At 66.9% G+C, this 23248-nt stretch carries 22 protein-coding genes; 8 read left to right on the top strand and 14 right to left on the bottom strand.

Annotated elements, in window-relative coordinates; genetic code table 11:
* The first annotated feature begins 51 nt into the window (after window positions 1–51).
* From MY55_RS18170 to MY55_RS22865, 3 genes are all read left to right on the top strand, one after another.
* A complete protein-coding gene (locus tag MY55_RS18170; protein WP_065202849.1) occupies window positions 52–1017 on the top strand; it encodes a LysR family transcriptional regulator in 966 nt (321 codons plus the stop codon).
* A gap of 45 nt (window positions 1018–1062) precedes the next feature.
* A complete protein-coding gene (locus MY55_RS18165; protein WP_065202848.1) occupies window positions 1063–2253 on the top strand; it encodes an FAD-dependent oxidoreductase in 1191 nt (396 codons plus the stop codon).
* 76 nt (window positions 2254–2329) lie between these two features.
* Entirely contained in the window at window positions 2330–3472 is a 1143-nt protein-coding gene (locus MY55_RS22865; protein ID WP_065202847.1) for an alpha/beta hydrolase family protein, read from the top strand.
* Window positions 3473–3562: 90 nt separating this feature from the next.
* Here MY55_RS22865 and MY55_RS18155 read toward each other — a convergent pair whose 3' ends face one another.
* The 11 genes from MY55_RS18155 to MY55_RS18105 all read right to left on the bottom strand — a co-directional run bounded on the left by MY55_RS18155 (window position 3563) and on the right by MY55_RS18105 (window position 14045).
* Window positions 3563–4564 (bottom strand): NAD(P)H-dependent glycerol-3-phosphate dehydrogenase, encoded by a 1002-nt coding sequence (locus MY55_RS18155; protein WP_043580856.1) that lies wholly within the window; start codon window positions 4562–4564, stop codon window positions 3563–3565.
* Window positions 4565–4573: 9 nt separating this feature from the next.
* Window positions 4574–5014 carry an SH3 domain-containing protein gene (locus MY55_RS18150; protein WP_043580858.1) on the bottom strand — a complete coding sequence of 147 codons (441 nt, stop codon included), beginning with the start codon at window positions 5012–5014 and terminating at the stop codon, window positions 4574–4576.
* An 8-nt stretch (window positions 5015–5022) separates the two neighbouring features.
* Window positions 5023–5475, bottom strand: coding sequence for a protein-export chaperone SecB (secB, locus tag MY55_RS18145; protein ID WP_043580861.1), 453 nt, complete (start codon window positions 5473–5475; stop codon window positions 5023–5025).
* Window positions 5476–5586: 111 nt separating this feature from the next.
* On the bottom strand, window positions 5587–5844 hold the full coding sequence (gene grxC / locus MY55_RS18140; protein ID WP_043580863.1) for a glutaredoxin 3: 258 nt from the start codon (window positions 5842–5844) through the stop codon (window positions 5587–5589).
* Window positions 5845–5896: 52 nt separating this feature from the next.
* Window positions 5897–7288 (bottom strand): D-alanyl-D-alanine carboxypeptidase/D-alanyl-D-alanine endopeptidase, encoded by a 1392-nt coding sequence (dacB, locus tag MY55_RS18135; RefSeq protein WP_065202863.1) that lies wholly within the window; start codon window positions 7286–7288, stop codon window positions 5897–5899.
* 7 nt (window positions 7289–7295) lie between these two features.
* Window positions 7296–9479: a primosomal protein N' gene (locus MY55_RS18130; protein WP_065202846.1), complete on the bottom strand. Its 2184-nt coding sequence runs from the start codon at window positions 9477–9479 to the stop codon at window positions 7296–7298.
* Window positions 9480–10020: 541 nt separating this feature from the next.
* Window positions 10021–11085, bottom strand: a complete 1065-nt coding sequence (gene hemE, locus MY55_RS18125) for a uroporphyrinogen decarboxylase (RefSeq protein WP_043580866.1) — start codon at window positions 11083–11085, stop codon at window positions 10021–10023.
* Window positions 11086–11131: 46 nt separating this feature from the next.
* A complete protein-coding gene (locus tag MY55_RS18120) occupies window positions 11132–11977 on the bottom strand; it encodes a type 2 periplasmic-binding domain-containing protein (protein WP_047244430.1) in 846 nt (281 codons plus the stop codon).
* A 45-nt stretch (window positions 11978–12022) separates the two neighbouring features.
* The gene (locus MY55_RS18115) at window positions 12023–12538 is read right to left on the bottom strand and encodes a chromate transporter (protein ID WP_047244429.1); all 516 of its coding nucleotides are present in this window, start codon (window positions 12536–12538) and stop codon (window positions 12023–12025) included.
* Window positions 12535–13092: a chromate transporter gene (locus MY55_RS18110; protein ID WP_043580872.1), complete on the bottom strand. Its 558-nt coding sequence runs from the start codon at window positions 13090–13092 to the stop codon at window positions 12535–12537. Before MY55_RS18110 ends, MY55_RS18115 begins: the two co-directional genes overlap by 4 nt.
* 68 nt (window positions 13093–13160) lie before the next feature.
* Window positions 13161–14045 (bottom strand): LysR family transcriptional regulator, encoded by an 885-nt coding sequence (locus MY55_RS18105; RefSeq protein WP_043580873.1) that lies wholly within the window; start codon window positions 14043–14045, stop codon window positions 13161–13163.
* Window positions 14046–14150: 105 nt separating this feature from the next.
* Here MY55_RS18105 and MY55_RS18100 point away from each other — a divergent pair, with 105 nt between their 5' ends.
* Genes MY55_RS18100 through MY55_RS18090 form a run of 3 tightly spaced genes read left to right on the top strand, consistent with a single transcriptional unit; the run spans window position 14151 to window position 16141 of the window.
* Window positions 14151–14747 (top strand): short chain dehydrogenase, encoded by a 597-nt coding sequence (locus MY55_RS18100; RefSeq protein ID WP_065202845.1) that lies wholly within the window; start codon window positions 14151–14153, stop codon window positions 14745–14747.
* A 28-nt stretch (window positions 14748–14775) separates the two neighbouring features.
* Window positions 14776–15372 carry a short chain dehydrogenase gene (locus MY55_RS18095; protein WP_065202844.1) on the top strand — a complete coding sequence of 199 codons (597 nt, stop codon included), beginning with the start codon at window positions 14776–14778 and terminating at the stop codon, window positions 15370–15372.
* A gap of 55 nt (window positions 15373–15427) precedes the next feature.
* On the top strand, window positions 15428–16141 hold the full coding sequence (locus MY55_RS18090; RefSeq protein ID WP_043580879.1) for a substrate-binding periplasmic protein: 714 nt from the start codon (window positions 15428–15430) through the stop codon (window positions 16139–16141).
* 63 nt (window positions 16142–16204) lie between these two features.
* Here MY55_RS18090 and parE read toward each other — a convergent pair whose 3' ends face one another.
* Window positions 16205–18169, bottom strand: a complete 1965-nt coding sequence (gene parE / locus MY55_RS18085; RefSeq protein WP_043580881.1) for a DNA topoisomerase IV subunit B — start codon at window positions 18167–18169, stop codon at window positions 16205–16207.
* A gap of 115 nt (window positions 18170–18284) precedes the next feature.
* Complete coding sequence (locus tag MY55_RS18080) at window positions 18285–18809, bottom strand: RNA pyrophosphohydrolase (protein WP_043580902.1); 525 nt, start codon at window positions 18807–18809, stop codon at window positions 18285–18287.
* Between the two features lie 187 nt (window positions 18810–18996).
* On the opposite strand from MY55_RS18080, the gene pssA reads away from it, so the two are divergent.
* Entirely contained in the window at window positions 18997–20337 is a 1341-nt protein-coding gene (pssA, locus tag MY55_RS18075; RefSeq protein WP_065202843.1) for a CDP-diacylglycerol--serine O-phosphatidyltransferase, read from the top strand.
* Between the two features lie 103 nt (window positions 20338–20440).
* The gene (locus MY55_RS18070) at window positions 20441–22231 is read left to right on the top strand and encodes an ATP-binding protein (RefSeq protein WP_043580886.1); all 1791 of its coding nucleotides are present in this window, start codon (window positions 20441–20443) and stop codon (window positions 22229–22231) included.
* A 36-nt stretch (window positions 22232–22267) separates the two neighbouring features.
* On the opposite strand, the gene MY55_RS18065 is transcribed toward MY55_RS18070, so the two are convergent.
* Window positions 22268–23074, bottom strand: a complete 807-nt coding sequence (locus MY55_RS18065; RefSeq protein WP_236686470.1) for an ion channel — start codon at window positions 23072–23074, stop codon at window positions 22268–22270.
* Between the last annotated feature and the right edge of the window lie 174 nt (window positions 23075–23248).

Here is a 23248-nt window from a genome sequence, read left to right as displayed (position 1 = left end):
CACGCTGGTTTTATTGAAAAAGCCCATTCGTCATGACACACTGTTCATGAAATGAGAACAAATCACCTACCCGATGCCCAGGCGATGCTGGCCTTCGACGCGCTGGTGCGGCGCGGCAGCTTCACTGCGGCCGCCGAAGAATTGGACTGCACCAAGAGCCGGGTCAGCCAACTGGTGAAAGCGCTGGAAAAAGACCTGGGCAGCGTGCTGGTGCTGCGCAACACCCGCCGCGTGGCGCTCACCGAGGCCGGGCAGCGGCTGGCCGCGCACGCGCGCGAATTGCGCGGTCTGCTGGAGCGGGCCCGCCTGGATGTCAACGAAACCGAGGGCGAAGTCAGCGGTCCGCTGGTGATCAGCTCCATCACCTCCTTCGCCCAATACCTGCTGGCGCCCATACTGGCCGAGCTGGCGGTGCTGCACCCCGGCCTGCAGTTGAAGCTGCAAGTTGAGAACCGGCTGCAGGACCCGATAGCGGAAGGCCTGGACTTCTGCATCCGCACCCGCAACGTCCATGACGACGCGCTGGTGGCCAAACCGCTGGGCTTCGTGCGCGAATGGGCGTTCGCCTCGCCGGACTATCTGGCCAAGGCGCCGCCGCTGGAAGCGCCGGACGACCTGATCCACCACCGCATCCTGCTGGACACCAGCCGCCCCAAGCTGCGCGACGCGCCGGAATGGCTGCTGGAAAAGGACGGCGCGCAAAAACTGATCCGGGTGCAGCCGGTGCTGTCCAGCCACCAGTACGCGCCGCTGCTGTCCGGCGCCATCGCCGGCAGCGGCATCGCCCTGCTGCCCCCCTACGTAGCGGCCGAGCACCTGAAGTCCGGCCGGCTGGCGCCGGTGCTGCCGGGCTGGAGCCACGACTGCTGGCCGGTATTCCTGGTCTACCCTTACCGCCATCCGTTGCCGCGCAAATACGAGGCCTTCATCCAGCACGTGGTGCCGCGGATGCGCGCGCTGCTGGAGAACAGCCTTGATCCAGGCCAAGGCGGCGCGGCGGCGCCATCGTCAGAATGACGGCCATTCGCGCCGGCGCTGGCCCGGCCTGACAAGGAGAACTCAATGGAACACCGCGACATCGTCATCGTCGGCGGCGGCATGGTCGGCAGCGCGCTGGCGGCGGCGCTGGCCGGCAACGGCCTATCGATCTGCGTGCTGGAGCGCGAAGCGCCGGCGCCCTTCGACCCGGAGCAAGACCCCGACCTGCGCGTGTCGGCCATCAGCCCGGCGTCGGCGCGCTTCCTGGCCGGGATAGGCGCCTGGGACAAGGTGCTGGCGATGCGCGCCGCGCCTTACCGCCGCATGCAGGTGTGGGAGGGGGAGGAAAACCGCGCCGCCTTGTTCGACGCCGCCGAGGCCGATGTCGAACAATTGGGCCATATCGTGGAAAACCGCGTGGCGCAGCTGGCCGCCACCGCGGCGCTGCGGGACAAGGGCGATGTCGACTACCGCTGCCCGGCGGCGGTGAGCGGCATCGTCTACCGCCCGCAGGCCACGCAACTGACGCTGAGCGACGGCAGCCAACTGCAGGCGCGGCTGGTCGTCGCCGCCGACGGCGCGCGCTCGCTGGTGCGCGAGGCGGCCGGCATCGGCGTCACCGGCTGGGACTACCCGATGCACGCGCTGGTGCTGGCCTGCCGAACCGATGGCGGCCAGCAGGACATCACCTGGCAGCGCTTCACGCCGGACGGCCCGCAAGCCTTCCTGCCGCTGTGCGGCGACGCTGCCTCGCTGGTGTGGTATCACCGCCCGGAGGAAGTGAAGCGCCTGCTCGCGCTCCCGGAGGCGGAATTGATCGCCGCCGTCGCCCAGGCCTTTCCGCGCAAGCTGCCCGGCATCGTCCGCATCGCGGCGCGCGGCAGCTTCCCGCTCACCCGCCGCCATGCCCAGCGCTATGTCCGCGACGGCGTGGCGCTGGCCGGCGATGCCGCCCACACCATCCACCCACTGGCAGGGCAAGGCGTCAACCTGGGCTTCCAGGACGCCGCCGCGCTGGCCGACGTCATCCTGTCCGCCCGCGGCCAAGGCGAGGACTGGGCCGGCGCCGCCACGCTGGCCCGCTACACCCGCGCCCGCAAGCCGGCCAATCTGGCGATGCAGGCGGGCATGGACGCCTTCTGCTATGGTTTCTCCAACGACATCGCCCCGCTCAGGCTGCTGCGCGGCCTGGGGCTGCGGCTGGCCGACAAGGCCGGCCCGCTCAAGCGCGGGGCGATCCGTTACGCATTGGGACTGGGGCCGCTGCGCCGCTGAGGCCTGAAGCATCGAGGCTGTCGGCCGCGCCGCGGGCGGCTCCGCTTGCGACCACCTCCGTTGGAAAGCGGCCTCGATGAAACTTCCCATTCTGCCGGCCCTGCTGGCCCTTGTCCTGGCCGGCGGCGTCCGCGCCGATGAAACGCTGGCGCGCGATCTGGGCGAAGAAGTGCTGCAATTGCCGGTGCGCCTGCCCGGCGGCATCCACGCCATGACCATCACCGTCTACCATCCGTCCGGCCCCGGCCCCCACCCGCTGGCGGTGCTCAGCCACGGCCGCGCCACGACCCCGGCGGAGCGCGCCCGTCCATCCCGGGTGCGCATGCTGGACGCCGCCCGCTATTTCGTGCGCAAAGGCTTCGTGGTGATCGTGCCGACCCGGCAAGGCTACGGCGCCAGCGCCGGCGGAGCGGATCCGGAAGACTCCGGCCCCTGCCGCGACAAGGACTATGCCGACTCGCTGCGCCCCGCCGTGAGCGAAATCCTGGCCGCGCTAGACTACGGCCGCCGCCTCGACGAAGTGGACAGCCAGCGCATGCTACTGCTGGGTCAATCGGTCGGCGGCATCAGCACGGTGGCCGCCGCCGCCGAAAACCCTCCTGGCGTGATGGCGGCCATCAATTTCGCCGGCGGCGCCGGCGGCGACCCGGCCAGCCATCCCGGCATCCCCTGCGCCGAGCCCCAGCTGCGGCGGCTGTTCGCCGAGTTCGGCGCGCAGTCCCGCACGCCGATGCTGTGGGTCTACACCCGCAATGACCACTTCTTCGGCCCGGAATACACGCAGGAATGGGCGCGCGCCTACCGCGAGGCGGGCGCCCGGCTGGACTACCGGCTGCTGCCGGCCTTCGGCGACAACGGCCACCTGCTGTTCGCCGACGGTCCGGACATCTGGATGCCGCTGCTGGAGGCCTATCTGGGCAGCCTGGGCTTTCGCCAACCCGACATCCCGCCGCGGCCGGCGCCCAGCGGCTTCGCCGCACTGAACGACAGCGAACGCATTCCCTATCTGAAGCCCGAGGACAGGCGCGACGCTTACGCCCGCTTTCTGTCCAGCCCCTTTCCGCGCGCCTTCGCCATCAGCCCGGACGGCCATTGGGGCTATGCCCACGGCGGCGACGCCGCCGGCCGGGCGCTGGGCTTCTGCCAGAACCATAGCCCCAGCCCCTGCTCGCTGTACGCGGTGGACCAGGACGTGGTGTGGCCGGGCGGCCAGCCTTGAGCGGCCCGGCAGCGGGCCAGGCAGGCGCATGAAGCAAACGGGAAAGACAGGATGTTCCGCGGCGGCGGCGCGCCGTCGCCGCGGGAGGGATCAATCCAGCATCGCGCCGGATTCGGATTTGGGCGAGCGGCCCAGCAGGCCGGCCACCACCTGCTGCGGGTCGTTGCCCTGGTAAAGCAGGCCGCACACCGCGGCGGTGATGGGCATGTCCACTTCCAGACGCTCGGCCATGGTCAGCACTTCGCGGGCGGTGGCCACCCCTTCGGCGACATGGCCCAGCTCGCGCAGCGCCTGTTCCAGCGGCTTGCCCTCGGCCAGTTTCAGGCCCACCTGGCGATTGCGCGACAAGGCGCCGGTGCAGGTGAGGATCAAGTCGCCCATGCCGGACAAGCCCATCATGGTTTGCGGGCTGGCGCCCAGGGCGACGCCCAGCCGGCTGATCTCGGCCAGGCCGCGGGTGATCAACGCCGCGCGGGCGTTCAGGCCGAAATCCAGGCCGTCGGCGACGCCGGTGGCGATCGCCATCACGTTCTTCACCGCGCCGCCCACCTCGACGCCCACCAGGTCGTCGTTGGCGTACAGGCGCAGCAGCGGGCTGTGCAGCTCGCGCGCCACGCGGGCGGCGAACTCGGCGTCGTCCGACGCGATGGTCACCGCGGCCGGCAGGCCCTGCGCCACTTCGCGGGCGAAGCTGGGGCCGGACAGCACGCCGCAGCGATGGTCGGCCGGCAACTCCTCCGCCACCACCTGGTGCGGCAGCAGGCTGGAACCGGCCTCAAAGCCCTTGCAGGCCCACAACACCGGCGGCAGCGACTTCAAGGCCTTCAACGCCTTCAGCGTGGGCCGCAGGCCGGCCATCGGCGTGACGATCAGCGCCAGCTCCGCGTCCTGCAGCGCGGCCGCCAGATCGGCGGTCAACGCCAAGCCTTCGGGAAACGGACAGTCGGGCAGATAACGCCGATTGACGCGCTCCTCGCCCATCTGCGCCGCCTGGCCGGCGTCGCGCGCCCACAGCGTCACCTGATGGTGACGGGCAAAAGCTATCGCCAGCGCGGTTCCCCAGGCGCCGGCTCCCAATATCGCCAGTTTCATGCCAGGCCCTTATAAACCCCACAAATCGGTAATACGAGCATAGCCGACGCTGCCGTCGCGGTGGCGCACCTTGGCCCAGCCGGCCTGCGGCGCTTCCATCAGCTCCAGCACGCCATCCTTGGGCACGGTGAACAGCAGCTTGCCGTCTTCGCCGGCCTTGTCGCGCACGCCGGCCTGAGTCGACACCACCAGCAGCCAGCGCTGCTTGGACAGCGCCGCGGCCGGAATCCAGGCGATGCCGCCGGTGGCGTCGCGCACGCGCGCCCATTCCTTCTGGCTCTGCAGCACTTCCACCGGGTAATAGCGGCTGACCACGAACAGCTTCTTCGCGGACAGCGCCGGCGCCTCGTACAGTGCGACGCCGGTTTCCTTGACCGAGCGGAATTCCAGGGCCTGGGCGGCCTGGGCAACGCCCAGGGCCAACAGCAGCGTAATGACGAGGCGCTTCATGCGATGCCTCAGGCGTTGCCGGCTTCAGCCTGCTGCGCACGCTGCTGCATGTACAGGGCTTCGAAGTTGATCGGCGCCAGCAGCACCGGCGGGAAGCCGGCGCGGTTCACCACGCTGGACACCGCTTCGCGGGCGTACGGGAACAGAATGTTCGGGCAAGCCACGCCCAGGATCGGATCCAGGTCTTCGCCCGGCACGTTGCGGATCTGGAAGATGCCGGATTGGGCGACTTCGCACAGGAACATGGTTTTTTCCGGCAGCTTGGCGGTCACGGTGACGGTCAGGGTCACTTCGTAGAAGCCATCGTCCAGTTGCTGGCCGGCGCTGGCCAGCTGCATGTCGATTTCCGGCTGAGCCTGCTCCAGGAATACCTGCGGCGCGTTCGGCACCTCCAGCGACAGGTCTTTTACGTAGATTTTCTCGATGGAAAACGCCGGTTGCAGCTCTTGTTGTTCGCTCATGATTCTTTCTCGCTAATAACCGCCTGGATGACGGTTGAATTGTTTGGATACAGCGGCGGGCATCATCGCATGAAAGCCGGCGGCGGCCAACCGGCGCGGCCCGCCCCGGTTTCAGTCGGCCAGCAGCGTGTCCAGCTTGCCGGCGTGGTTGAGCGCGACCAGGTCGTCGCAGCCGCCGACATGGGTGTCGCCGATGAAGATCTGCGGCACGGTGCGGCGGCCGGTGATGGCCATCATCTTGTCGCGCTGCTCCGGGTCCAGATCAATGCGGATTTCCTGGATGCCGCTCACGCCCTTGCTCGCCAGCAACTGCTTGGCGCGCACGCAGTACGGGCATACCGCGGTGGTGTACATGGTAACCGGTTTCATATTCCTCGCCTGATGGGGTCTGTCGGGGTCGATTATAGCCTGAGTCTGGCGCTCAGCGGTTTGCGCTGGATCGCGCCGCCGCGTCGAAAGCGCCGACCACGTCGGCCACCACCGCGTCCAGCGCCTTGGCCATCTCCGGCGCGCGCGGGCTGTTGACGATGGCGACGATCGCCAGCTGGCGCCCATCCGCCGCTAGCCAGTAGCCAGCCACCGCCCTCACGTCGCGCAGCGTGCCGGTTTTCAAGCGCAGCCGCGGCCCCAGGCCGGCGAAACGCTTCTTCAGCGTGCCGTCCTCGCCGGCGATGGGCAGGCTGGCCAGAAACTCGCCGGCGTAAGGCCCGCGCGCGGCGTCCAGCAGCACCTCGCCCATCAGGCGGGCGCTTACCCGCTCGCGCCGCGACAGGCCGGAGCCGTTCTCCAGCGCCAGCGCGCCGGCGTCGGCTATGCCCTTCTGCGCCAATTGCCCGCGCAGCGCGCGTTCGGCGGCGGCGGCGGTGTCCTCGCCGCCCGCCTCCCGGCCCAGCGTCAGGAACAGCGTGCGCGCCATGGTGTTGTTGCTGTACTTGTTGGTGTCGGACAGCGCCACCGTCAGCGGCTGCGACTGCCAGACCGCCAGTTCGCGCGCGGCGGCCGGGGCCGTCCCCAGTCCCACCGCCAGCGGCCCCACGCCGCCCAGCGCCCGCCACAGCGCGGTGAAATCCTGGCCAGCGAAGTCATCGTGCTCCAGCACGCTGACGAAGGCGCGAGCGCCGTCGCAGGCCGCCGGCACGCTGCCTTGCACGCCGACATGGCGGCCATCGTTGCGGATGGCGACGAAACGGCGCACGTCCGGGCAGGGCTCGTCGCCGCCGGGCTTGAGCTCGGCCTGCAGGCTGACGCCGGCCAGCGGCGGGTCCAGCACCACCCGCGCGCCCTTGTCGTCGTTGTAGAAAGTCAGCCAGGCGACTTTCAGATTGGTCAGGTGGCTGTCCGCGCTCACCATGAAGGCCTTGCCGGCGTCGCCGGCGAAGTCGTCGGCGCCGCCCACCCGGCTGAACGCGCGCTTGTCCAGCAGCAGCCTGCCGTCCAGCTGGCGGATGCCGCGCAGGCGCAGGCTGTACAGCAGGCTCAGCAGATTGCCGTTGTCGAAGCGCGGATCGCCGCCTCCCAGCCAATACAAATCGCCTTTCAGCGTGTCGCCCCGCACCGGCGCTTCGGACAGCAGCGCCGTCTTCCAGCGGTAGTCCGGCCCCAATTGGTTCAGCGCCGCCCAGCCGGTGAGCAGCTTCATGGTGGAGGCCGGATTCACCGCCTGGTCGGCGCGGTATTCGGCCACCGGGCTGCCGCCTTCCACCGGCGCGGCCCACACCGCGATCTCATCCGGCTGGAAGCCATGCAGGTCCAGCGCCTGGACCGGCGCGGCGCTGGCCGTCAAAGCAGCCAGCAGAATCAGTTTACCCGTCATGTTCACCTCATAATTCCTGCGGATCGACATCCAGCGACCAGCGCAAGCCGCGGCCATGGCAGCGCGCCAGCGGGTCGAGCAAGGCTTGCGCCTGCGCGAGCAGGCTGTGCAGCGCGGCGCGGCGCGGCGCCTCCAGCACCAGCTGCGCGCGCTCGCGCTGCGCCAGCCGCGCCATCAACGCCGGCGCCGGGCCGGAAATCAATACGCCGTCGGCCAAGGGCTCCAGCAGCGCGCGCGCCTCCTTGAGAAAGGCGGCGGCCTGCGCCAACTCCGGGCTGTCGGCGCGCAGCAGCGCCTGGAACACGCTGGGCGGGAAGCCGGCCTGGCGGCGCTCGTCCAGCAGGCTGGAGGCGTAACCGTCGAAGTCATGCGCCGCCAACGCCTGGTACAGCGGATGCTCGGGCCATTGCGTCTGGATCAGCACCTCGCCCGGCGCTTCGGCGCGGCCGGCGCGCCCCGCCACCTGCATCAACTGCGAAAACAGGCGCTCGGAAGCGCGGAAGTCGGCCGAATACAGGCCGCCGTCAGCCCCCAGCACCGCCACCAGCGACAGGGTGCCGAAATCGTGGCCCTTGGCCAGCATCTGGGTGCCGACCAGGATGTCCACCTCGCCGCCATGCACCTTGCGGTACACCTCGTCCCAGGCGTCCTTGCGGCTGGTGGTGTCGCGGTCTATCCGCAGCACCCGCGCCTCCGGCAGCATCCGCTGCAGCGCCGCCTCCAGCCTTTGCGTGCCCTCGCCCAGCGGCTTGATGTCGGGGTCGCCGCAATCCGGGCAGGCGCGCGGCACCGGCTCTTCCCAGCCGCAATGGTGGCAGCGCAGCTTGCGCTCCAGCAAATGCACCACCAGCTTGGCCGAGCAATGCGGGCAGCCGCTTAGCCAGCCGCAAGCGGTGCAGGCCACCACCGGGGCGAAGCCGCGGCGGTTGATGAACACCAGGCTCATCTCGCGCCGCGCGAGCCGCGCCCGCAACGCCTCGACCACGCCTTCGTCTAGGCCCTCGGCCAGACGCCGGCGCCGGGTGTCCACCAGCCGCACGTCCGGCATCCGCGCCGCGCCGTGGGCGCGCCGGATCAGCGCCAGCTTGCGGTAACGGCCGGCCTCGACATTGGCCACTGTTTCCAGGCAGGGAGTAGCCGAGCCCAGCACGATGGAAATGCCGGCGCGGCGCGCGCGCCACACCGCCAGATCGCGCGCGTGGTAGCGCAGGCCGTCCTGCTGCTTGAACGAGCCGTCGTGCTCCTCGTCCACCACGATCAAGCCCAGCCTGGGCAGCGGCGTGAACACCGACAGCCGGGTGCCTATCACCACCTCGGCGTCGCCATGCCAGGCGTCCAGCCAGCCGTGCATCCGTTCGCCATCGGCCAGGTGGCTGTGCTGCACCACGATGCGGCTGCCGGGAAAGCGGTCGGCGAAACGGTTGATCAGCTGCGGCGTCAGATTGATTTCCGGCACCAGCACCAGCACCTGCCGCCGCGCGGCAAGATGATCGGCGATCAGCTGCAGATAGACTTCGGTCTTGCCGCTGCCGGTCACGCCGTGCAACAGCCAGGGCTGAAAACCTTGGCTGGCGCGCAGCGCGTCCAGCGCCGCCTGCTGCTCGGCGTTCAGCGCCGGCGCTTCGCCCAGCCGCAGCGGCGCCGGCTCCGGCGTCGCGCGCGCCGCCTTGCCCTCGGCCAGCCAATCGGCCAGCAGCTTGCCGGCCTGCGGCGTCACCGCCTTGGCCGCGGCCAGGTCCAGCGGCCCGTCCTGCAGCGCCTGCCACAACGCCAGCCTGGCCCGCTGCCGCGCCGGCGGCGCCTCGGCCAAGCCCGCGGCGGTCAGGAGGAATGACCGGCGGTCGGGGCGGATGACGTCGCGCGGCTCGCGCAAGCCGGTGGGCAGCGCGGTGAACAGCGTAGGTCCCAGCGGATAGTGATAATAGCCGGAGGCGAAGCGCGCCAGCGCCAGAAACTCTTCCGGCAGCGCCGGCAGTCCGTCGAGCACGCTTTCGATGCATCGCAGCTTGGCGGCGTCGACCTCGGCGACACCCTCCCCCGGTATCGGCGCGACAACCACGCCACACACCCGCCGATTGCCGAAGGGTACGCAGACTCTCGCGCCCGCCATGACGGGTGATTGAGTCAGGTAACTGAACGTTCCGGGCAATGGCAGATCCACCACCACCTGGACCAAGTCCTTGCCATCCATTTACATGCCTTCCTCAGGCAAACCCTGCTGCGACAAGGCTTTGCATCCGCTGTGCACAGATCTTGTGGATAACTTTGTGAACAACCATGCTGATCGCTGGCAAAAAGCCATGAAATCAGTGTTTCCGTTGGATTGCACAAAAATTAATCAAATGTAAAACTCTTTTATTTTCAATGGTTTATAAAGTTATTTATTTTTTGCCTTGCGCGCTTGACAAGAGAAGCCACAGCGACTAGGCCGTGTGCATAACTTCAGAAACACCAGCCGCGTCCGCTGTCAATAGACATTTTTCAAGTTGCAAATATCCATCTAAAAACAGAAACGAAAGCCGGTCTGACGGGCGTCGATACCCTGGCGGCCGCCCAAGGCTTCGATACGACAAGCGCAATAAATTCTTAAAAAACCGCGGTTTTTTCCACAGGTTTTCTGCATAAAAGATAAGAATTCTGTTTAAACAGAAACAAGAATTCATTCAGCAACATCCGCGCGCACCACGCTGGTGCGCCGCGCACCGGGCGCGGCACCAGCATAGTCCGGGATCTCACTGGGAATGATAGGGGCGCGACAGCCGGTGCACCGCCTCGATCAGCGCGCCGGCGTGGGCCGGGTCGACGAACTGCGAGATGCCGTGGCCCAGATTGAACACGTGGCCGCTGCCCTGGCCGTAGCTGGCCAGGATCCGCCCCGCTTCGCGCTCGATGGCTTCCGGCGAGGCGAACAAGGCGTTGGGATCGAAGTTGCCTTGCAGCGCCACCTTGGCGCCGACGCGCGCGCGCGCCAGGCCGATGTCGGTGGTCCAGTCCAGGCCGACGCAGTCGGCGCCGATGCCGGCGATGTCTTCCAGCCACTGGCCGCCGTTCTTGGTGAACACGATCACCGGCACGCGCCGGCCGTCGGCCTCGCGCTTGAGGCCGGCGACGATGCGCTGCATGTAGGAGAGGGAGAATTCGCGATAGGCGGCATGGCTGAGCGCGCCGCCCCAGGTGTCGAAAATCTGCACCGCCTGCGCGCCGGCGTCGATCTGCGCGTTCAGATAGGCGATCACCGACTGGGTATTCATTTCCAGGATGTGGTGCAGCAGCTCCGGACGGCTGTACAGCATCGCCTTCACATGGCGGAAGTCATCCGAGCCGCCGCCTTCCACCATATAGCAGGCCAGCGTGAACGGGCTGCCGGAAAAGCCGATCAAGGGCACGCGGCCGTTCAGCGCCTGGCGGATGCTGGCCACCGCGTCGAACACGTAGCGCAGCTTGTCGAGCGGCGCCGGGCGCAACGCGCGGATGGCGGCTTCGTCGCGCAGCGGGCGCTCGAACTTCGGCCCCTCGCCTTCGGCGAAATACAGGCCCAGGCCCATCGCGTCGGGCACGGTGAGGATGTCGGAAAACAAGATCGCCGCGTCCAGCGGAAAACGGTCCAGCGGCTGCAGCGTCACTTCGGTGGCGAAGGCCGGGCTGGTGCACAAGTCCATGAAGCTGCCGGCGCGCGCGCGGCTGGCGCGGTATTCCGGCAGGTAGCGGCCGGCCTGGCGCATCATCCAGATCGGGGTGTATTCAACCGGCTCCTTCAAGAGGGCCCGCAGGAAGGTATCGTTGCTCAGCTGGGTCATGTCGGCACACGCTATGGGAATCAGCCGGCATTATACCCACCCGGCCTCAGGGGTGAAACCACAGCTCGCGCCGCCGCAGCGGCGTGTCCTCCGGCAGCAGCGGGTTGTCCAGTTCGATGATGGTGCGCGCCGCCAGATTGAGTCCGCGCAGATGATCGCCGTTGAAAGACTTGAACAGCTGCTCGAAACTGCCGTCGGCGACGCTCCTCTCCAGGCCCTGCTCCAGCATCCTGGCCAACTCCGGGCGCTTCGGCGAGACGAAGAAATAAAAGGCGGTGGGGTAGTGCAGCAGCAGGTAGGGGTCCAGCATCAGCCCCTTGCTGTTCGGCGACTCCAGCTCCTGCCGCACCTCGATCACACTGCGCGGAAAGTAGTCGTAGCGGCGCTGGCGCAGCATGGAGAACAGGTTGGGATAATCGACGCTGGTCACCACCGGCAGGCCGGCATGCTGCAGGATCTGGGTGTCCGGCCAGTCCTGTCCCTGCCCGGCGCGAAACGCCATCAATTGCTGCCGGGTTTTCACGCCCTTGAACAGCTGCGGCCGGTCGGCGCTGATCAGCGGCACCCGCCAGCCTATCAGCCCCTTGTCCAGCGGCACCTTCACCGCCAGCAACTTGCTTTCGCGCTCGCGGCTGGTCATCCCCCAGAACAAGTCGACGCTGCCGCCGGCACGCAGCATCTGCTCGGTGGCGCGCCCCTGGTTCATGTCGCGCGCCGCCAAGAGCACGCAACGCTCGCGCATCTGGCTGCAGGCCAACTGCAACAGCGCCTGCATGTAGGGCCAGTGCGGGTCGTTGTCGCCGGACACCAGCGCGTAGTTGATGGACATGCCAGCCGCCTGCGCCATCGGCAGCAGGCAGCACAGCAGCCATATGCTCAACACCCTCACCATGATGGAAGCACCCCGTCGCCCCGATGCCTCCATTATGGCCGCGGATCAGAGCCAGCCCAAGCCGCCCGCCAGCCCGCCCAGCAGCAGCAGCCACAGCGGATTCCAGTTGCGCCGCCAGGCGATCCAGGCCACCGCCAGGCTCACGCCCCAGCCGGCGGCGTCGCGGTTGGCCGCCTGTAGCAACAGGCAGGCGCTGGCGCCGACCAGGCCCACCGTCAGAGGCAGCAAGGCGCGCGCCAGCAGCCGGGCCAGTTCGCCGCCCTGGTTGGCCTCCCACCAGCGGGAGACATAGAAGCTCAGCAGCGACGACGGCAGACACATGCCCAGCATGCAGACCAGCGCCCCGGCCAGGCCGGCCACATGCCAGCCTATCAGGCTGACCACCAGCACATTGGGGCCCGGCGCGGCCTGGGCGATGGCGAACAGCTCGGCGAACTGGCCGGCGCTCATCCAGCCCTCGGCCACCACCAGCCGCTGCAGCTCAGGCAACAGCACATTGGCGCCGCCCACCGCCAGCAGCGACATCAGGCTGAAATGCCACAGCAGCACCAACAGAATCATGTCGCCGCCCTCCCTCTGTTCAGCCACGCCAGCGCCAGCGCCAACGGCGCCGAGGCCAGCAGCACCCACAGCAAAGGCAGGCGGAACACCGCGATGGCGGCGAAGGTGGCGGCCACCACCAGCGCGCTCCAGACACGCCGCTCCAGCCTGGACAGCAAACGCAGCGCCATCGCCAGTAACAGGCCGGCGGCGGCCGCCGCCAGGCCATGCATCACATGCTCCACCAGCGGCAGCTGGCGGTAGCGGCCGTAAACGGAAGCCAACAACAGTACGATGACCATGGGCGCCAACAGCAGGCCGCACACCGCCGCCAGCGCGCCGCTCGGCCCGTGGAAGCGCGCGCCTATCGACACCGCCATATTGACGATATTGGGACCGGGCAGCACCTGGCACAGCCCCAGCTGCTCGGCGAAGTCGGCCTCGGACAGCCAGCGCCGCTTCAGCACCAGCATGCTGTGCGCCTGCGGCAGCACGCCGCCGAAACCGCTGACGCCGATGGAGAAGAAGCCGGCGAACAGCTCGCGCCGGCTGGGAAGAATCAGATCGCTATTCATGCCTTGACACTACTCGCCGCCGCAGGACTATACAAACGAGAAATTCTGACAGGGGCGGTCACCTGCCCTCACAGTTCGCCCAGCCGCTCGGCTATGAAATCGACGAAAACCCGCAGCTTGGGCAAGGGTTGGCGGTCGGCCGGGTAAATCAGGTGCATGGGCTTGGGATCGGGCAGATAGCCGTCCAGCAGCGACACCAGCCTGCCCTCCGCCACATCCCCGGCCAATAACGCCTCCGCCTGCAGCGCGATGCCTGCGCCGGAGAGCGCCAGCTGGCGCAAAGCCTGGCCCTGATTGCACAGGAAGCGGCTGGCGCGCATCCGCAGGCCATGCCGCTGCGCCAGCGCCTCCCAGCCGTCGTCGCGCCGCCAGCGGCTGAAGCCCAGGCAGTCGTGCTCCGCCAGATCGGCCGGCGTCGCCGGCGTGCCGCGCGCGGCCAGATAGGCGGGCGAGGCGGCGATCATCATCCGGTACGGCCGCAAACGCCGCGCCACCATGCCGGAATCGGCCAGATGGCCGATGCGGAACACCGCGTCATAGCCGTCGGCCACCAGATCCACCAGCTGGTCGCTCAGTTCCAGCTCCACCCCGATATCCGGATAGCGCGCCATGAAATCGGCCAACAGCGGCGCCAGCCTCAGCGTGCCGAACGTAACCGAGGCATTGATCCGCAGCACCCCGCGCGGCTGCGCCCGCAGCAGCGCCGCCGCGTCCTCGGCCGCCGCCAATTCGGCCAGGATGGCGCGGCAGCGTTGAAAGTAATGCTGGCCCAGCTCGGTCAACTGCTGCCGGCGCGTGGTCCGCACCAGCAGCTTGCCGCCCAGCCGCGCCTCCAAAGCCGCGATATGCTTGCCGACCATGGGCTGGGACAACCGGTGGGCGTCGGCCGCCGCGGTGAAGCTGCCCTTCTCCACCACCGCGACGAACAATTCCATGCTGAGCAGTCGGTCCACGAGATTAGAAACTCCAAGTTATCAATTTTGTTCATCATAGCGGATTAATCAAACCAGCGAATCCATGCACACTGCGGACATCGCAACCCATAACGGAGAACATCCATGAAGATTCTGCTCGTAGGCGCCAGCGGCACGCTGGGCCGCGCCGTGCATCAAGCGCTGTCCCACCATCAAGTCATCACCGCCGGCCGCGGCAGCGGCGACCTGCGCGTCGACATCACCGACAGCGCCAGCGTGCAGTGGATGTTCGAGCAGGCCGGCCGCCTCGACGCCATCGTCAGCGCCACCGGCAGCGTGCACTTCGCCCCGCTGGCCGAGATGACTGCCGCCGACTTCCGCATCGGCCTGAACGACAAGCTGCTGGGCCAGATCGACCTGGCGCTGACCGGCCAGCATTATCTGAATGACGGCGGCTCCATCACCCTGACCAGCGGCATCATCAGCGCCCAACCCATCCGCCAGGGCGCCAACGCCACCGCGGTCAACCGCGCGCTGGAAGGCTTCGCCGCCGCCGCTGCGCTGGAGCTGGGCCGCGACCGCCGCATCAATGTGGTCAGCCCCAACGCGCTGCAAGAGTCCTGGGACGGCTACGCGCCCTTCTTCCCCGGCTTCGAGCCGGTGCCGGCCGCGCGCGCGGCGCTGGCCTATGTGCGCAGCGTGGAGGGCATCGCCAACAGCCAGACGCTGACCGTGTGGTGATTCCCCAAACCAGGGCAGGAGACAGGCCATGAAGATACTGCTAGTCGGCGCCGGCGGAACCATAGGACGTTCCGTGTCGCAAGCGCTGTCACATCATCAAGTCATCGCAGCCAGCCGCAGCGGCGGGGAGGTCCGCGTCGACCTCTCCGAGCCGTCCAGCATCCGCGCGCTGTTTGAACGCATCGGCAAGGTGGACGCCATCGTCAGCGCGGCCGGCAGCCTGCACTTGGGCTCGCTGACCGAAATGTCGTCCGAGCAGTTCCGCATCGGCCTGGACGGCAAATTGCTGGGGCAGGTGAACCTGGCCCTGATCGGCCAGCACTTTCTCAGCGATGGCGGTTCGATCACGCTGACCAGCGGCATGGGCAATGAAATACCGATCCGACACGGCAGCAACGCCTGCGCCGTCAATGCCGCGATAGAAGGCTTCGTCCGGGGTGCCGCAGTGGAGCTGGCAGCCGGCCAAAGGATCAACGTCGTCAGCCCCGGCGTTTTGCAAGAGTCCTGGGAAGCTCTGAAGGACTTATTCCCCGGCTTCGAGGCCGTGCCGGCCGCCAGAGCCGCGCGCGCCTATCAACGCAGCGTCGAAGGCGTGGAGACCGGACAAGTCTTCAAGGTCTGGTAAGGCCCGGCGCGCGGCCAACCTATACTGCAACAGCCGCCAAACACCGGACGCCGCGATGAAAGCTATCCTGTGGGGCGGGCTGGCGCTGCTGCTATGCCCGCTCTTTCCCCATGCCGAGCCGATACCGGCGTACAGCCAGGCGATAGAGCCCTGGGGCGATCCGGCCAGCGGCGACGGCCTGACGCCGCGCTTTCTCGGCTGGCTGGCCGCGCAAAGCGGGCTGCGGCTGGCGCAGGACACCCGGCCGCTGCCGCGCCTGGTGGAAGACCTGAAAGCCGGCCGCGACGCGCTGGCGCTGATCACCGCCTCGCCGGAGCGCGACGCCTTCGGCCTGGAGCTGTGTCGTCCCGCCGCCATCCGGCTGTCGCTGATCCACCGCCAGGCCAGCCGCCCGCTGCGGCCCGAGGACTTCCGGCGACGACCGGTGGGCATACTGCGCGGCACCCATACGCTGGACGCCTTTCTGACGGCTTCCGCCGCCGCCCCGGTGCGGGTGGCCGACATGCGCCAGGGCTTCGGCATGCTGCGCATCGGCCGGCTGGACGCGATGATGTGCGTGCGGCCCGGCTGCGGCCGCGTGCTGCGCGAACTGTCCTCCCCCGCCGACAAATGGACCGAATTGCCGATCAGCAGCGAGCCGATGGCGGTATACGTGTCGCGCGCCCACCCGCTGGCGCGCGATGCGGCGACGCTGGAAAAACTGCGCGCGGCCTGCGTTTCCGCCGCCGGCCGGCGCGAGATGGCGGCGCTGCTGGCGCGCTACGATTAGCCATGAAAAAACCCGCCGGCCTTCGCAGGCGGGCGGGTCTGCCGGGCATCGGCACGGACCGGATCAGATGTCGGCCTCGACCTCGTTGCCCTTGGCTTCCATCCAGCTGCGGCGGCTGGCCGCCTCGCCCTTGCCCATCAGCATCACGAAAGTGTCCAGCGTCTGCTGCAGCTGGCCCTCGCGCACCCGCACCTGGCTCAGCCGGCGGGTGTCCGGGTTCATCGTGGTGTCCTTCAGCTGCTCCGGATTCATCTCGCCCAGGCCTTTGAAGCGCGAAATGCTCCAGGCGTTCTCGCGCACGCCTTCGCTGCGCAGGCGGTCGAGGATGGCCGCCATTTCGCCTTCGTCCAGCGCGTACAGCTTGCGCGGCGGCCGGGTCTTGCCCTGGCCCGGCACGTCGACGCGGAACAGCGGCGGCTGCGCGATGTAGACATTGCCGTTCTCCACCAGCCGCGGGAAATGGCGGAAGAACAGCGTCAGCAGCAGCACCTGGATGTGCGAGCCGTCGACGTCGGCGTCGGACAGGATGGCGATCTTGCCGTAGCGCTGGCCGGACAAGTCCGGCGCGTCGTTCGGGCCATGCGGGTCGACGCCTATCGCCACGGAAATGTCGTGGATTTCGGCATTGGAGAACAGCTGGTCCTTGTCCGTCTCCCAGCTGTTGAGCACCTTGCCGCGCAGCGGCAGGATGGCTTGGTACTCCTTGTCGCGCGCTAGCTTGGCCGAGCCGCCGGCGGAGTCGCCCTCTACCAGGAACAGCTCGTTGCGCTCGATGTCCTCGCTCTCGCAATCGGTCAGCTTGCCCGGCAGCACGGCCACGCCGGAACCCTTCTTCTTCTCCACCTTCTTGACCGACTTCAGACGGCTCTGCGCCTGGCGGATCGCCAGCTCGGCGATTTTCTTGCCGGCTTCCACGTGCTGGTTCAGCCACAGCTCCACCGGATCGCGGGCAAGGCCGGAAATCAGCTTCAGCGCGTCGCGGCTGGTCAGCTTGTCCTTGGTCTGGCCCTGGAACTGCGGGTCCAGCACCCGGGCCGACAGCACGAAGCGCACGCGGCTCCACACGTCCTCCGCCATCAGCTTGACGCCGCGCGGCAACAGGTTGTGGTGATCGACGAAGCTCTTCACCGCGTCGAACACGCCGGCGCGCAAGCCGGCCTCGTGGGTGCCGCCCACCGGGGTGGGGATCAGGTTGACGTAGCTCTCGCCGCTGGCGCCGTCCTCGAACCAGGCCATGGCCCACTGCGCGCCCTCGCCCTTGGCGAATTGCTCGTGGTCGTCTCCGATATACGCTTCGCCGGCGAACAGCGGCGCCACCGGCTCGTCGTCGCCGCACAGCTCCGCCAGATAGCTCTTCAGGCCTTCCGGGTACTGCCACACCTTCACCTCGTCGCCGCTGGACTTTTCCACCGTCAGCGTCACCGCCACGCCGGGCAGCAATACCGCCTTGGCGCGCAGCAGGCGCTCCAGCTCCTGCATCGAATAGCGCGGGCTTTCGAAATATTTGCCGTCCGGCCACACCCGCACCCGGGTGCCGCTGGTGCGCGGGCCGCAGTCGCCGATGCGGGCCAAGGGTTCGATCACATCGCCGCCCGAGAACACCAGGCGATGCACGCCGCCCTCGCGCTTGACCTCCACTTCCAGGCGGGTGGACAGCGCGTTGGTCACCGACACGCCTACGCCGTGCAGGCCGCCGGAAAAGGCGTAGGCGCCGCCGTCCTTCTTGTTGAACTTGCCGCCGGCGTGCAGCCGGGTGAACACCAGTTCCACCACCGGCACGCCTTCTTGCGGATGCAGGCCCACCGGAATGCCGCGGCCATCGTCCTCCACCGTCAGCGAGCCGTCCTGATGCACGGTGACGGCGATCTTGCGCGCGTAGCCGCCCAGCGCCTCGTCGGCGGCGTTGTCTATCACTTCCTGGCAGATGTGGGTGGGGTCGGTGGTGCGGGTGTACATGCCGGGCCGCTCTTTCACCGGCTCCAGCCCCTTCAGCACCCGTACCGAGGATTCGTCGTATTGTTGGCTCATATTCTTGGTCTTGCTTTATCCGCGACTCGCGCCTGCGCCGCTCCGGCAAGAGCGGCGGGAAAAAAGACAGCGGGCATCGGCCCGCCGTGTGGGTATAGCTGAAACGGCGCCGCCGTCAATGCTCGCTCTGCGCGCCGGTGCGCGCCTGGTAGGCGTGGTGGCTCTCCACGCCGCGCAAAAAGCGCGACAATTCCGACAGCGCCCGCTCGTACACGTCGCGCTTGAATTCGATCACCGCGTCCACCGGCGCCCAGTAATCATTCCAGCGCCAGCCATCGAACTCCGGATGGCTGGTGGCGCGCAGGCAGACGTCGCTGTCGCGCCCGACCAGCCGCAACAGAAACCAGATCTGCTTCTGGCCCTTGTAACTGCCGCGCCATTCGCGGCGTACCCAATTCGTCGGCACCTCGTAACGCATCCAGTCGCGGGTGCGTCCCAGGATCTTCACGTGCTGAGGCAGCAAGCCCACCTCCTCCAGCAGCTCGCGGTACATCGCCGCTTCCGGGCTTTCGCCCGGCTTGATGCCGCCTTGCGGAAACTGCCAAGAGTGTTCGCGCACGCGCTTGCCCCAGAACACCTCATTCCTGGAGTTGGTGAGGATGATTCCGACATTTGGGCGGTATCCGTCCCGGTCCAGCATGGAAAAAACCTGCAATTCGTCTAGTTACCGGAATTTTTGCACATTTCCGTCTGCCTTGCCATGCGCGAAACTCCGGCCCGCCGACACTTTAAAAACTTGAGCGCCGCCGCCCGCGCGCCGCCGTCTCCCCCAAACCAGCCAAACGGTGCTACGATGCGTCGATTGAACGTCATTCAACTGCGCATTCATGGCATTTCTGCTTACCCGACCAACGCTTTCCCGTCTGCCCTGGCTGCCTCTGCGGCCGGAAGACTTCTCCACGCTGCTGCAAACTAGCGAGTTCCGCCTGCGCCTGCTGGCCGGCATCGCCGCCGCCGAGCAACGCATCTATCTGTGCTCGCTCTACCTGGAGAACGAGGAAGCCGGCCGCGAAATACTGGACGCCCTCTACCAAGCCAAGCAGCGCCGCCCAAGCCTGGACATCCGGGTGATGGTGGACTGGCACCGCGCCCAGCGCGGCAGGATCGGCGAAGACCAGTCGCACTGCAACGCCGCCTGGTATCGCGACGAGGCGGCGCGCCGGGAGCTGGACATCCCGATCTACGGCGTGCCGGTGCAAACCCGCGAGCTGTTCGGCGTGCTGCACCTGAAGGGCTTCGTCATCGACGATACCGTCTACTACAGCGGCGCCAGCCTCAACAATGTCTACCTGCACAAGCTGGACAAATACCGTTTCGACCGCTACCACCTGATCCGCAATCCGGAGCTGGCCGACGCGATGGCCGGCTTCATGGCCGAACAGTTCTTCAACGACCCGGCGGTGTTCCGCCTGGACAAGCCGGCGCCGTCCACCCGCAGCATACGCAAGGAAATCCGCCAGCTGCGCGACAAGCTGGTGCATAGCCAATACCGGCTGGCCGGCGGCCAGGCGGCGCCCGATCAGCTTAGCGTCAGCCCCATCGTCGGCATAGGCAAGGGCAACCGCCTGAACCGCGCCATCCTGGACGTCATCGCCAGCACCGAGCGCAAGCTTTTCATCTGCACGCCCTATTTCAACTTCCCCCGCTCGGTGGTGCTGGAAATCAACCGCGCGCTGCGCCGCGGCGTGGAGATCGACATCGTGGTCGGCGACAAGACCGCCAACGATTTCTACATCCCGCCCAAACAGCCGTTCCGGGTGATCGGCGCTCTGCCTTATTTGTACGAGATGAACCTGCGCCGCTTCGCCAAGCGCCAGCGCCAGTTCGTCAACCGCGGCGAACTGCGCGTCCACCTGTGGAAGGACGGCGACAACACCTTCCACCTCAAGGGCATGTGGGGCGACGAGCGCTACATCCTGCTGACCGGCAACAACCTCAATCCGCGCGCCTTCCGGCTGGATCTGGAAAACGCCTTGCTGCTGCGCGATCCGCAGCGCCAGCTGCAGGCTCAGAGCCAGGCCGAACAACAAAGCATCCTGCGCCACACCACCTTGCTCAAGCACTATCGCCAGCTGGAAGACGTCCGCCACTACCCGGAACAGATCAAGAAGCTGCTGACCCGCCTGAGCCGGGTGCGGATAGACCGCATGCTGAACCTGATGCTGTAAGACCTTGCTTCCCAGCCCCGCCGCCGCGGGGCTTTTTCATTGCCCAACGCCGCGCCGCCATATGCTAAAACTACTAAGCATATGCACGCAGCGGAGTTGCCGCATGGCCACCCCCAAGGTAGAAACCCGCAATCTAGACGTCAGCCACGATTACGCGGAAAAATGGCAGCAAGTGCTGGACCTGCTGGCCAGGATAGTCAGCATTCCGGCGGCATTGATCATGCAGGTGCAGCCGCCGCGCATCAAGGTCTTCCTCTCCAGCCACAGCGCCGGCAACCCCTACGAGGAAGACGAAATGGCCGACCTCGGCACCGGCCTGTACTGCGAAACCGTGATGAGCTCCCGCAACGAGCTGACCGTGCCCAATGCGCTGACCGATCCGGACTGGTGCGACAACCCCGATATCAAGCTGGGCATGATCTCCTATATGGGCATGCCGCTGACCTGGCCGAATCAGGACATCTTCGGCACCATCTGCATACTCGACCGCGTCGAAAACGCCTACACCCCCATCTACCGGCAGCTGCTGGCGCAGTTCCGCAGCATGGTGGAGCGCGACCTCAAGCAGATCTACAACGACAAGGCCCGCGCGCAGGAAGACGCCGCCCTGCGCGCCGACGAGGCCGAGCGGGTGCGCCGCGAGTTCGAACTGCTGCGCGCCGGCGAGCAGAAAGCCTTGCGCGCGCTGCGCGAGAGCGAGGAGCGCTGGCACTTCGCGCTGGAAGGCGCCGGCGACGGCGTCTGGGACTGGAACATCGCCAATGGCGAAATCTTTTTCTCCAGCCGCTGCCAGCAACTCTTGGGCTTGTCGCGGCCGGCCGACATCGCCGATTTCCAGCTCTGGCAAACCGGCATCCACCCCGACGACCTGCCGACCGTGCTGGCCGACCTGGCCAGCTATCTGCGCCAACCCCAGGGTTCCTTCGTCACCGAGCATCGCTTCCGCAAGGACCAGGACTGGATCTGGCTGCTGGGCCGCGGCATGGTGGTCAGCCACGACGCCCAAGGCCAGCCGCTGCGAATGATAGGCACCTACTCCGACATCAGCCGCCGCAAGCACGCGGAAGGCGAGCTGCAGCTATTGAACAGCCATCTGGAAGAACGGGTGGCCAGCCGCACCGCCGAGCTGAAGAAAGCGATGCACCAAATCAGCATCGCCGAAAAGCAGACGGCGCTGGCCCGGATGGTGGCAGGCATGGCGCACGAGCTCAACACCCCGATAGGCAACATCCTTCTATGCTCGTCGCAGATCCAGGCCGACGTGGCCGACATCGCCCGCGCCGACGCCGACAAGCAGCTGTCGCGCAAGGGACTGCAGGATTTCCTGCTGAAGGCCGGCGAAACCTGTGAACTGTTGCAACGCAACAGCGAACAGGCCGGCGATCTGATCGGCCGCTTCAAGCAGATTGCCGTCGACCAGCTGGACCAGCCCAAACGCGTGTTCAGCCCCGGCGAAGTCATCGGCCAGCTGCTGAAAGCGCTGCTGCCGCCCGAGCATCACCCGCATCTGCTGGTGGAGATGCACGCGCCGGCCCACCTGATGATAGAAAATTATCCCAGCGCGCTGGAGCAGCTGGTTTCGCACCTGGTCGCCAACTCGCTGACCCACGGCTTCGAAGGGCGCAACCAGGGCTGCATAGCCATCACCATCAGCCAATCGCAGGGCGACATCACGCTGCGCTACGAGGACGACGGCAAAGGCATTCCGGCGGAGTTGCACGGCAAGGTGTTCGATCCCTTTTTCACCACCCGCATGGGGCAAGGCGGCGTGGGGCTGGGCCTGGCGATGGTGCACAATATCGTGCAGGTGATCCTGAAGGGACAGATCCGGCTGGAAAGCGAGCCGGGCCACAACACTGCCTTCATCATCACCTTCCCGCCGAATCCCGCCTGACGGATGGCATGGTTTCGAATGCCGGCCGGATGCAGCCTAGCGCCGCTCAGCCTCGTCCGATTGGCCGCCATCGGCGCGCAGCGGCCTCACCTCTTGCAACAACTGATAATCGACATGGTCGTTTTCTTCTTCGTCGGTATAGATCAGGTCGGCGAAAACATGATTCCAGCGGATATCCAGATGCGAGAAGGTATGACGCGCCACCATGGGCTGGATGGTGGTTTCGTCTATGCCGCTGATGGACAGGATCAACTGCGCCTTCACCGCCGCCAGCGACTCGGCATCGCGCCGATACAGCGGGCTGCGCTCATCCAGCTTGTGCACCAGCGTCCAGCCCAGCACGAACATCGGGTGCTCGTCGCGCACCAGTTCCAGGTCGTAGAGCTTGCGAAACGCCGTCCCTTCCGCCGTAACTTCATGTTGCAACAAACGCAGACGGGCGCTGGCATCGATGATCACATTGTTTCTGGCATTGGCCGCGCGCAGCATCAGCGCCGGCTCGCCGTTCAACGGCCTCACCACCGCTAGGCTGGTGAAAACGATGCGCGCCCTAGGCCGCGAAAAGCGAGCAAAGGTGACGCCGGTGATCAAGGCTATGCTCATCATGCCGATAAAGATTTCCAGCATGGAAATCCAGTGGGTATACAGGGTTTGCGGATGCATGTCGCCATAGCCGACGGTGGCCAGCGTCTCGACGCTGAAGAAGAATGCTCCGAGAAAACCTTGTGGAAACTGGTTGGCGATACCGCCTGGCTGCAACTGGTAAAAGCCGGCGAACAACAGGTTCAAGGCCAGGAAAGCCGCCGCGATGAACAGGTAAAAACGCGGCCAGCTGATGGTCATGCAGTAATGGTATAGGTCATGCAGCGAATGCCGCGGCATGCTGTGGATGAACAGGCTGCGATCGCCCGCCAGAATTCGCCGGACGGGCTTGCTGCTGCGAGAAACCATCGGCTGCCACCTTCCAGTCGGTAAAGGGCTGATTTTGTGCGGGATGCGCGCAGTGGTCAATGGCAA

Origin of the sequence: Chromobacterium subtsugae, assembly GCF_001676875.1 — a bacterium.
Taxonomy (GTDB): domain Bacteria; phylum Pseudomonadota; class Gammaproteobacteria; order Burkholderiales; family Chromobacteriaceae; genus Chromobacterium; species Chromobacterium subtsugae.
This window is presented reverse-complemented; position numbering and strand designations above follow the sequence as displayed.

Bases quoted from the DNA above. Each gene is read 5' to 3' on its own strand.
- MY55_RS18155 (WP_043580856.1), bottom strand. From the start codon at position 4,564: ATGAAACTGGCGATATTGGGAGCCGGCGCCTGGGGAACCGCGCTGGCG.
- secB (WP_043580861.1), bottom strand. From the start codon at position 5,475: ATGAGCGAACAACAAGAGCTGCAACCGGCGTTTTCCATCGAGAAAATC.
- MY55_RS18070 (WP_043580886.1), top strand. From the start codon at position 20,441: ATGGCCACCCCCAAGGTAGAAACCCGCAATCTAGACGTCAGCCACGAT.
- pssA (WP_065202843.1), top strand. From the start codon at position 18,997: ATGGCATTTCTGCTTACCCGACCAACGCTTTCCCGTCTGCCCTGGCTG.
- MY55_RS18165 (WP_065202848.1), top strand. From the start codon at position 1,063: ATGGAACACCGCGACATCGTCATCGTCGGCGGCGGCATGGTCGGCAGC.
- MY55_RS22865 (WP_065202847.1), top strand. From the start codon at position 2,330: ATGAAACTTCCCATTCTGCCGGCCCTGCTGGCCCTTGTCCTGGCCGGC.
- MY55_RS18095 (WP_065202844.1), top strand. From the start codon at position 14,776: ATGAAGATACTGCTAGTCGGCGCCGGCGGAACCATAGGACGTTCCGTG.
- parE (WP_043580881.1), bottom strand. From the start codon at position 18,169: ATGAGCCAACAATACGACGAATCCTCGGTACGGGTGCTGAAGGGGCTG.
- MY55_RS18065 (WP_236686470.1), bottom strand. From the start codon at position 23,074: ATGACCATCAGCTGGCCGCGTTTTTACCTGTTCATCGCGGCGGCTTTC.
- MY55_RS18130 (WP_065202846.1), bottom strand. From the start codon at position 9,479: ATGGATGGCAAGGACTTGGTCCAGGTGGTGGTGGATCTGCCATTGCCC.
- MY55_RS18170 (WP_065202849.1), top strand. From the start codon at position 52: ATGAGAACAAATCACCTACCCGATGCCCAGGCGATGCTGGCCTTCGAC.
- MY55_RS18080 (WP_043580902.1), bottom strand. From the start codon at position 18,809: ATGCTGGACCGGGACGGATACCGCCCAAATGTCGGAATCATCCTCACC.
- MY55_RS18115 (WP_047244429.1), bottom strand. From the start codon at position 12,538: ATGATTCTGTTGGTGCTGCTGTGGCATTTCAGCCTGATGTCGCTGCTG.
- dacB (WP_065202863.1), bottom strand. From the start codon at position 7,288: ATGACGGGTAAACTGATTCTGCTGGCTGCTTTGACGGCCAGCGCCGCG.
- MY55_RS18120 (WP_047244430.1), bottom strand. From the start codon at position 11,977: ATGGTGAGGGTGTTGAGCATATGGCTGCTGTGCTGCCTGCTGCCGATG.
- MY55_RS18110 (WP_043580872.1), bottom strand. From the start codon at position 13,092: ATGAATAGCGATCTGATTCTTCCCAGCCGGCGCGAGCTGTTCGCCGGC.
- MY55_RS18090 (WP_043580879.1), top strand. From the start codon at position 15,428: ATGAAAGCTATCCTGTGGGGCGGGCTGGCGCTGCTGCTATGCCCGCTC.
- MY55_RS18150 (WP_043580858.1), bottom strand. From the start codon at position 5,014: ATGAAGCGCCTCGTCATTACGCTGCTGTTGGCCCTGGGCGTTGCCCAG.
- MY55_RS18100 (WP_065202845.1), top strand. From the start codon at position 14,151: ATGAAGATTCTGCTCGTAGGCGCCAGCGGCACGCTGGGCCGCGCCGTG.
- hemE (WP_043580866.1), bottom strand. From the start codon at position 11,085: ATGACCCAGCTGAGCAACGATACCTTCCTGCGGGCCCTCTTGAAGGAG.
- grxC (WP_043580863.1), bottom strand. From the start codon at position 5,844: ATGAAACCGGTTACCATGTACACCACCGCGGTATGCCCGTACTGCGTG.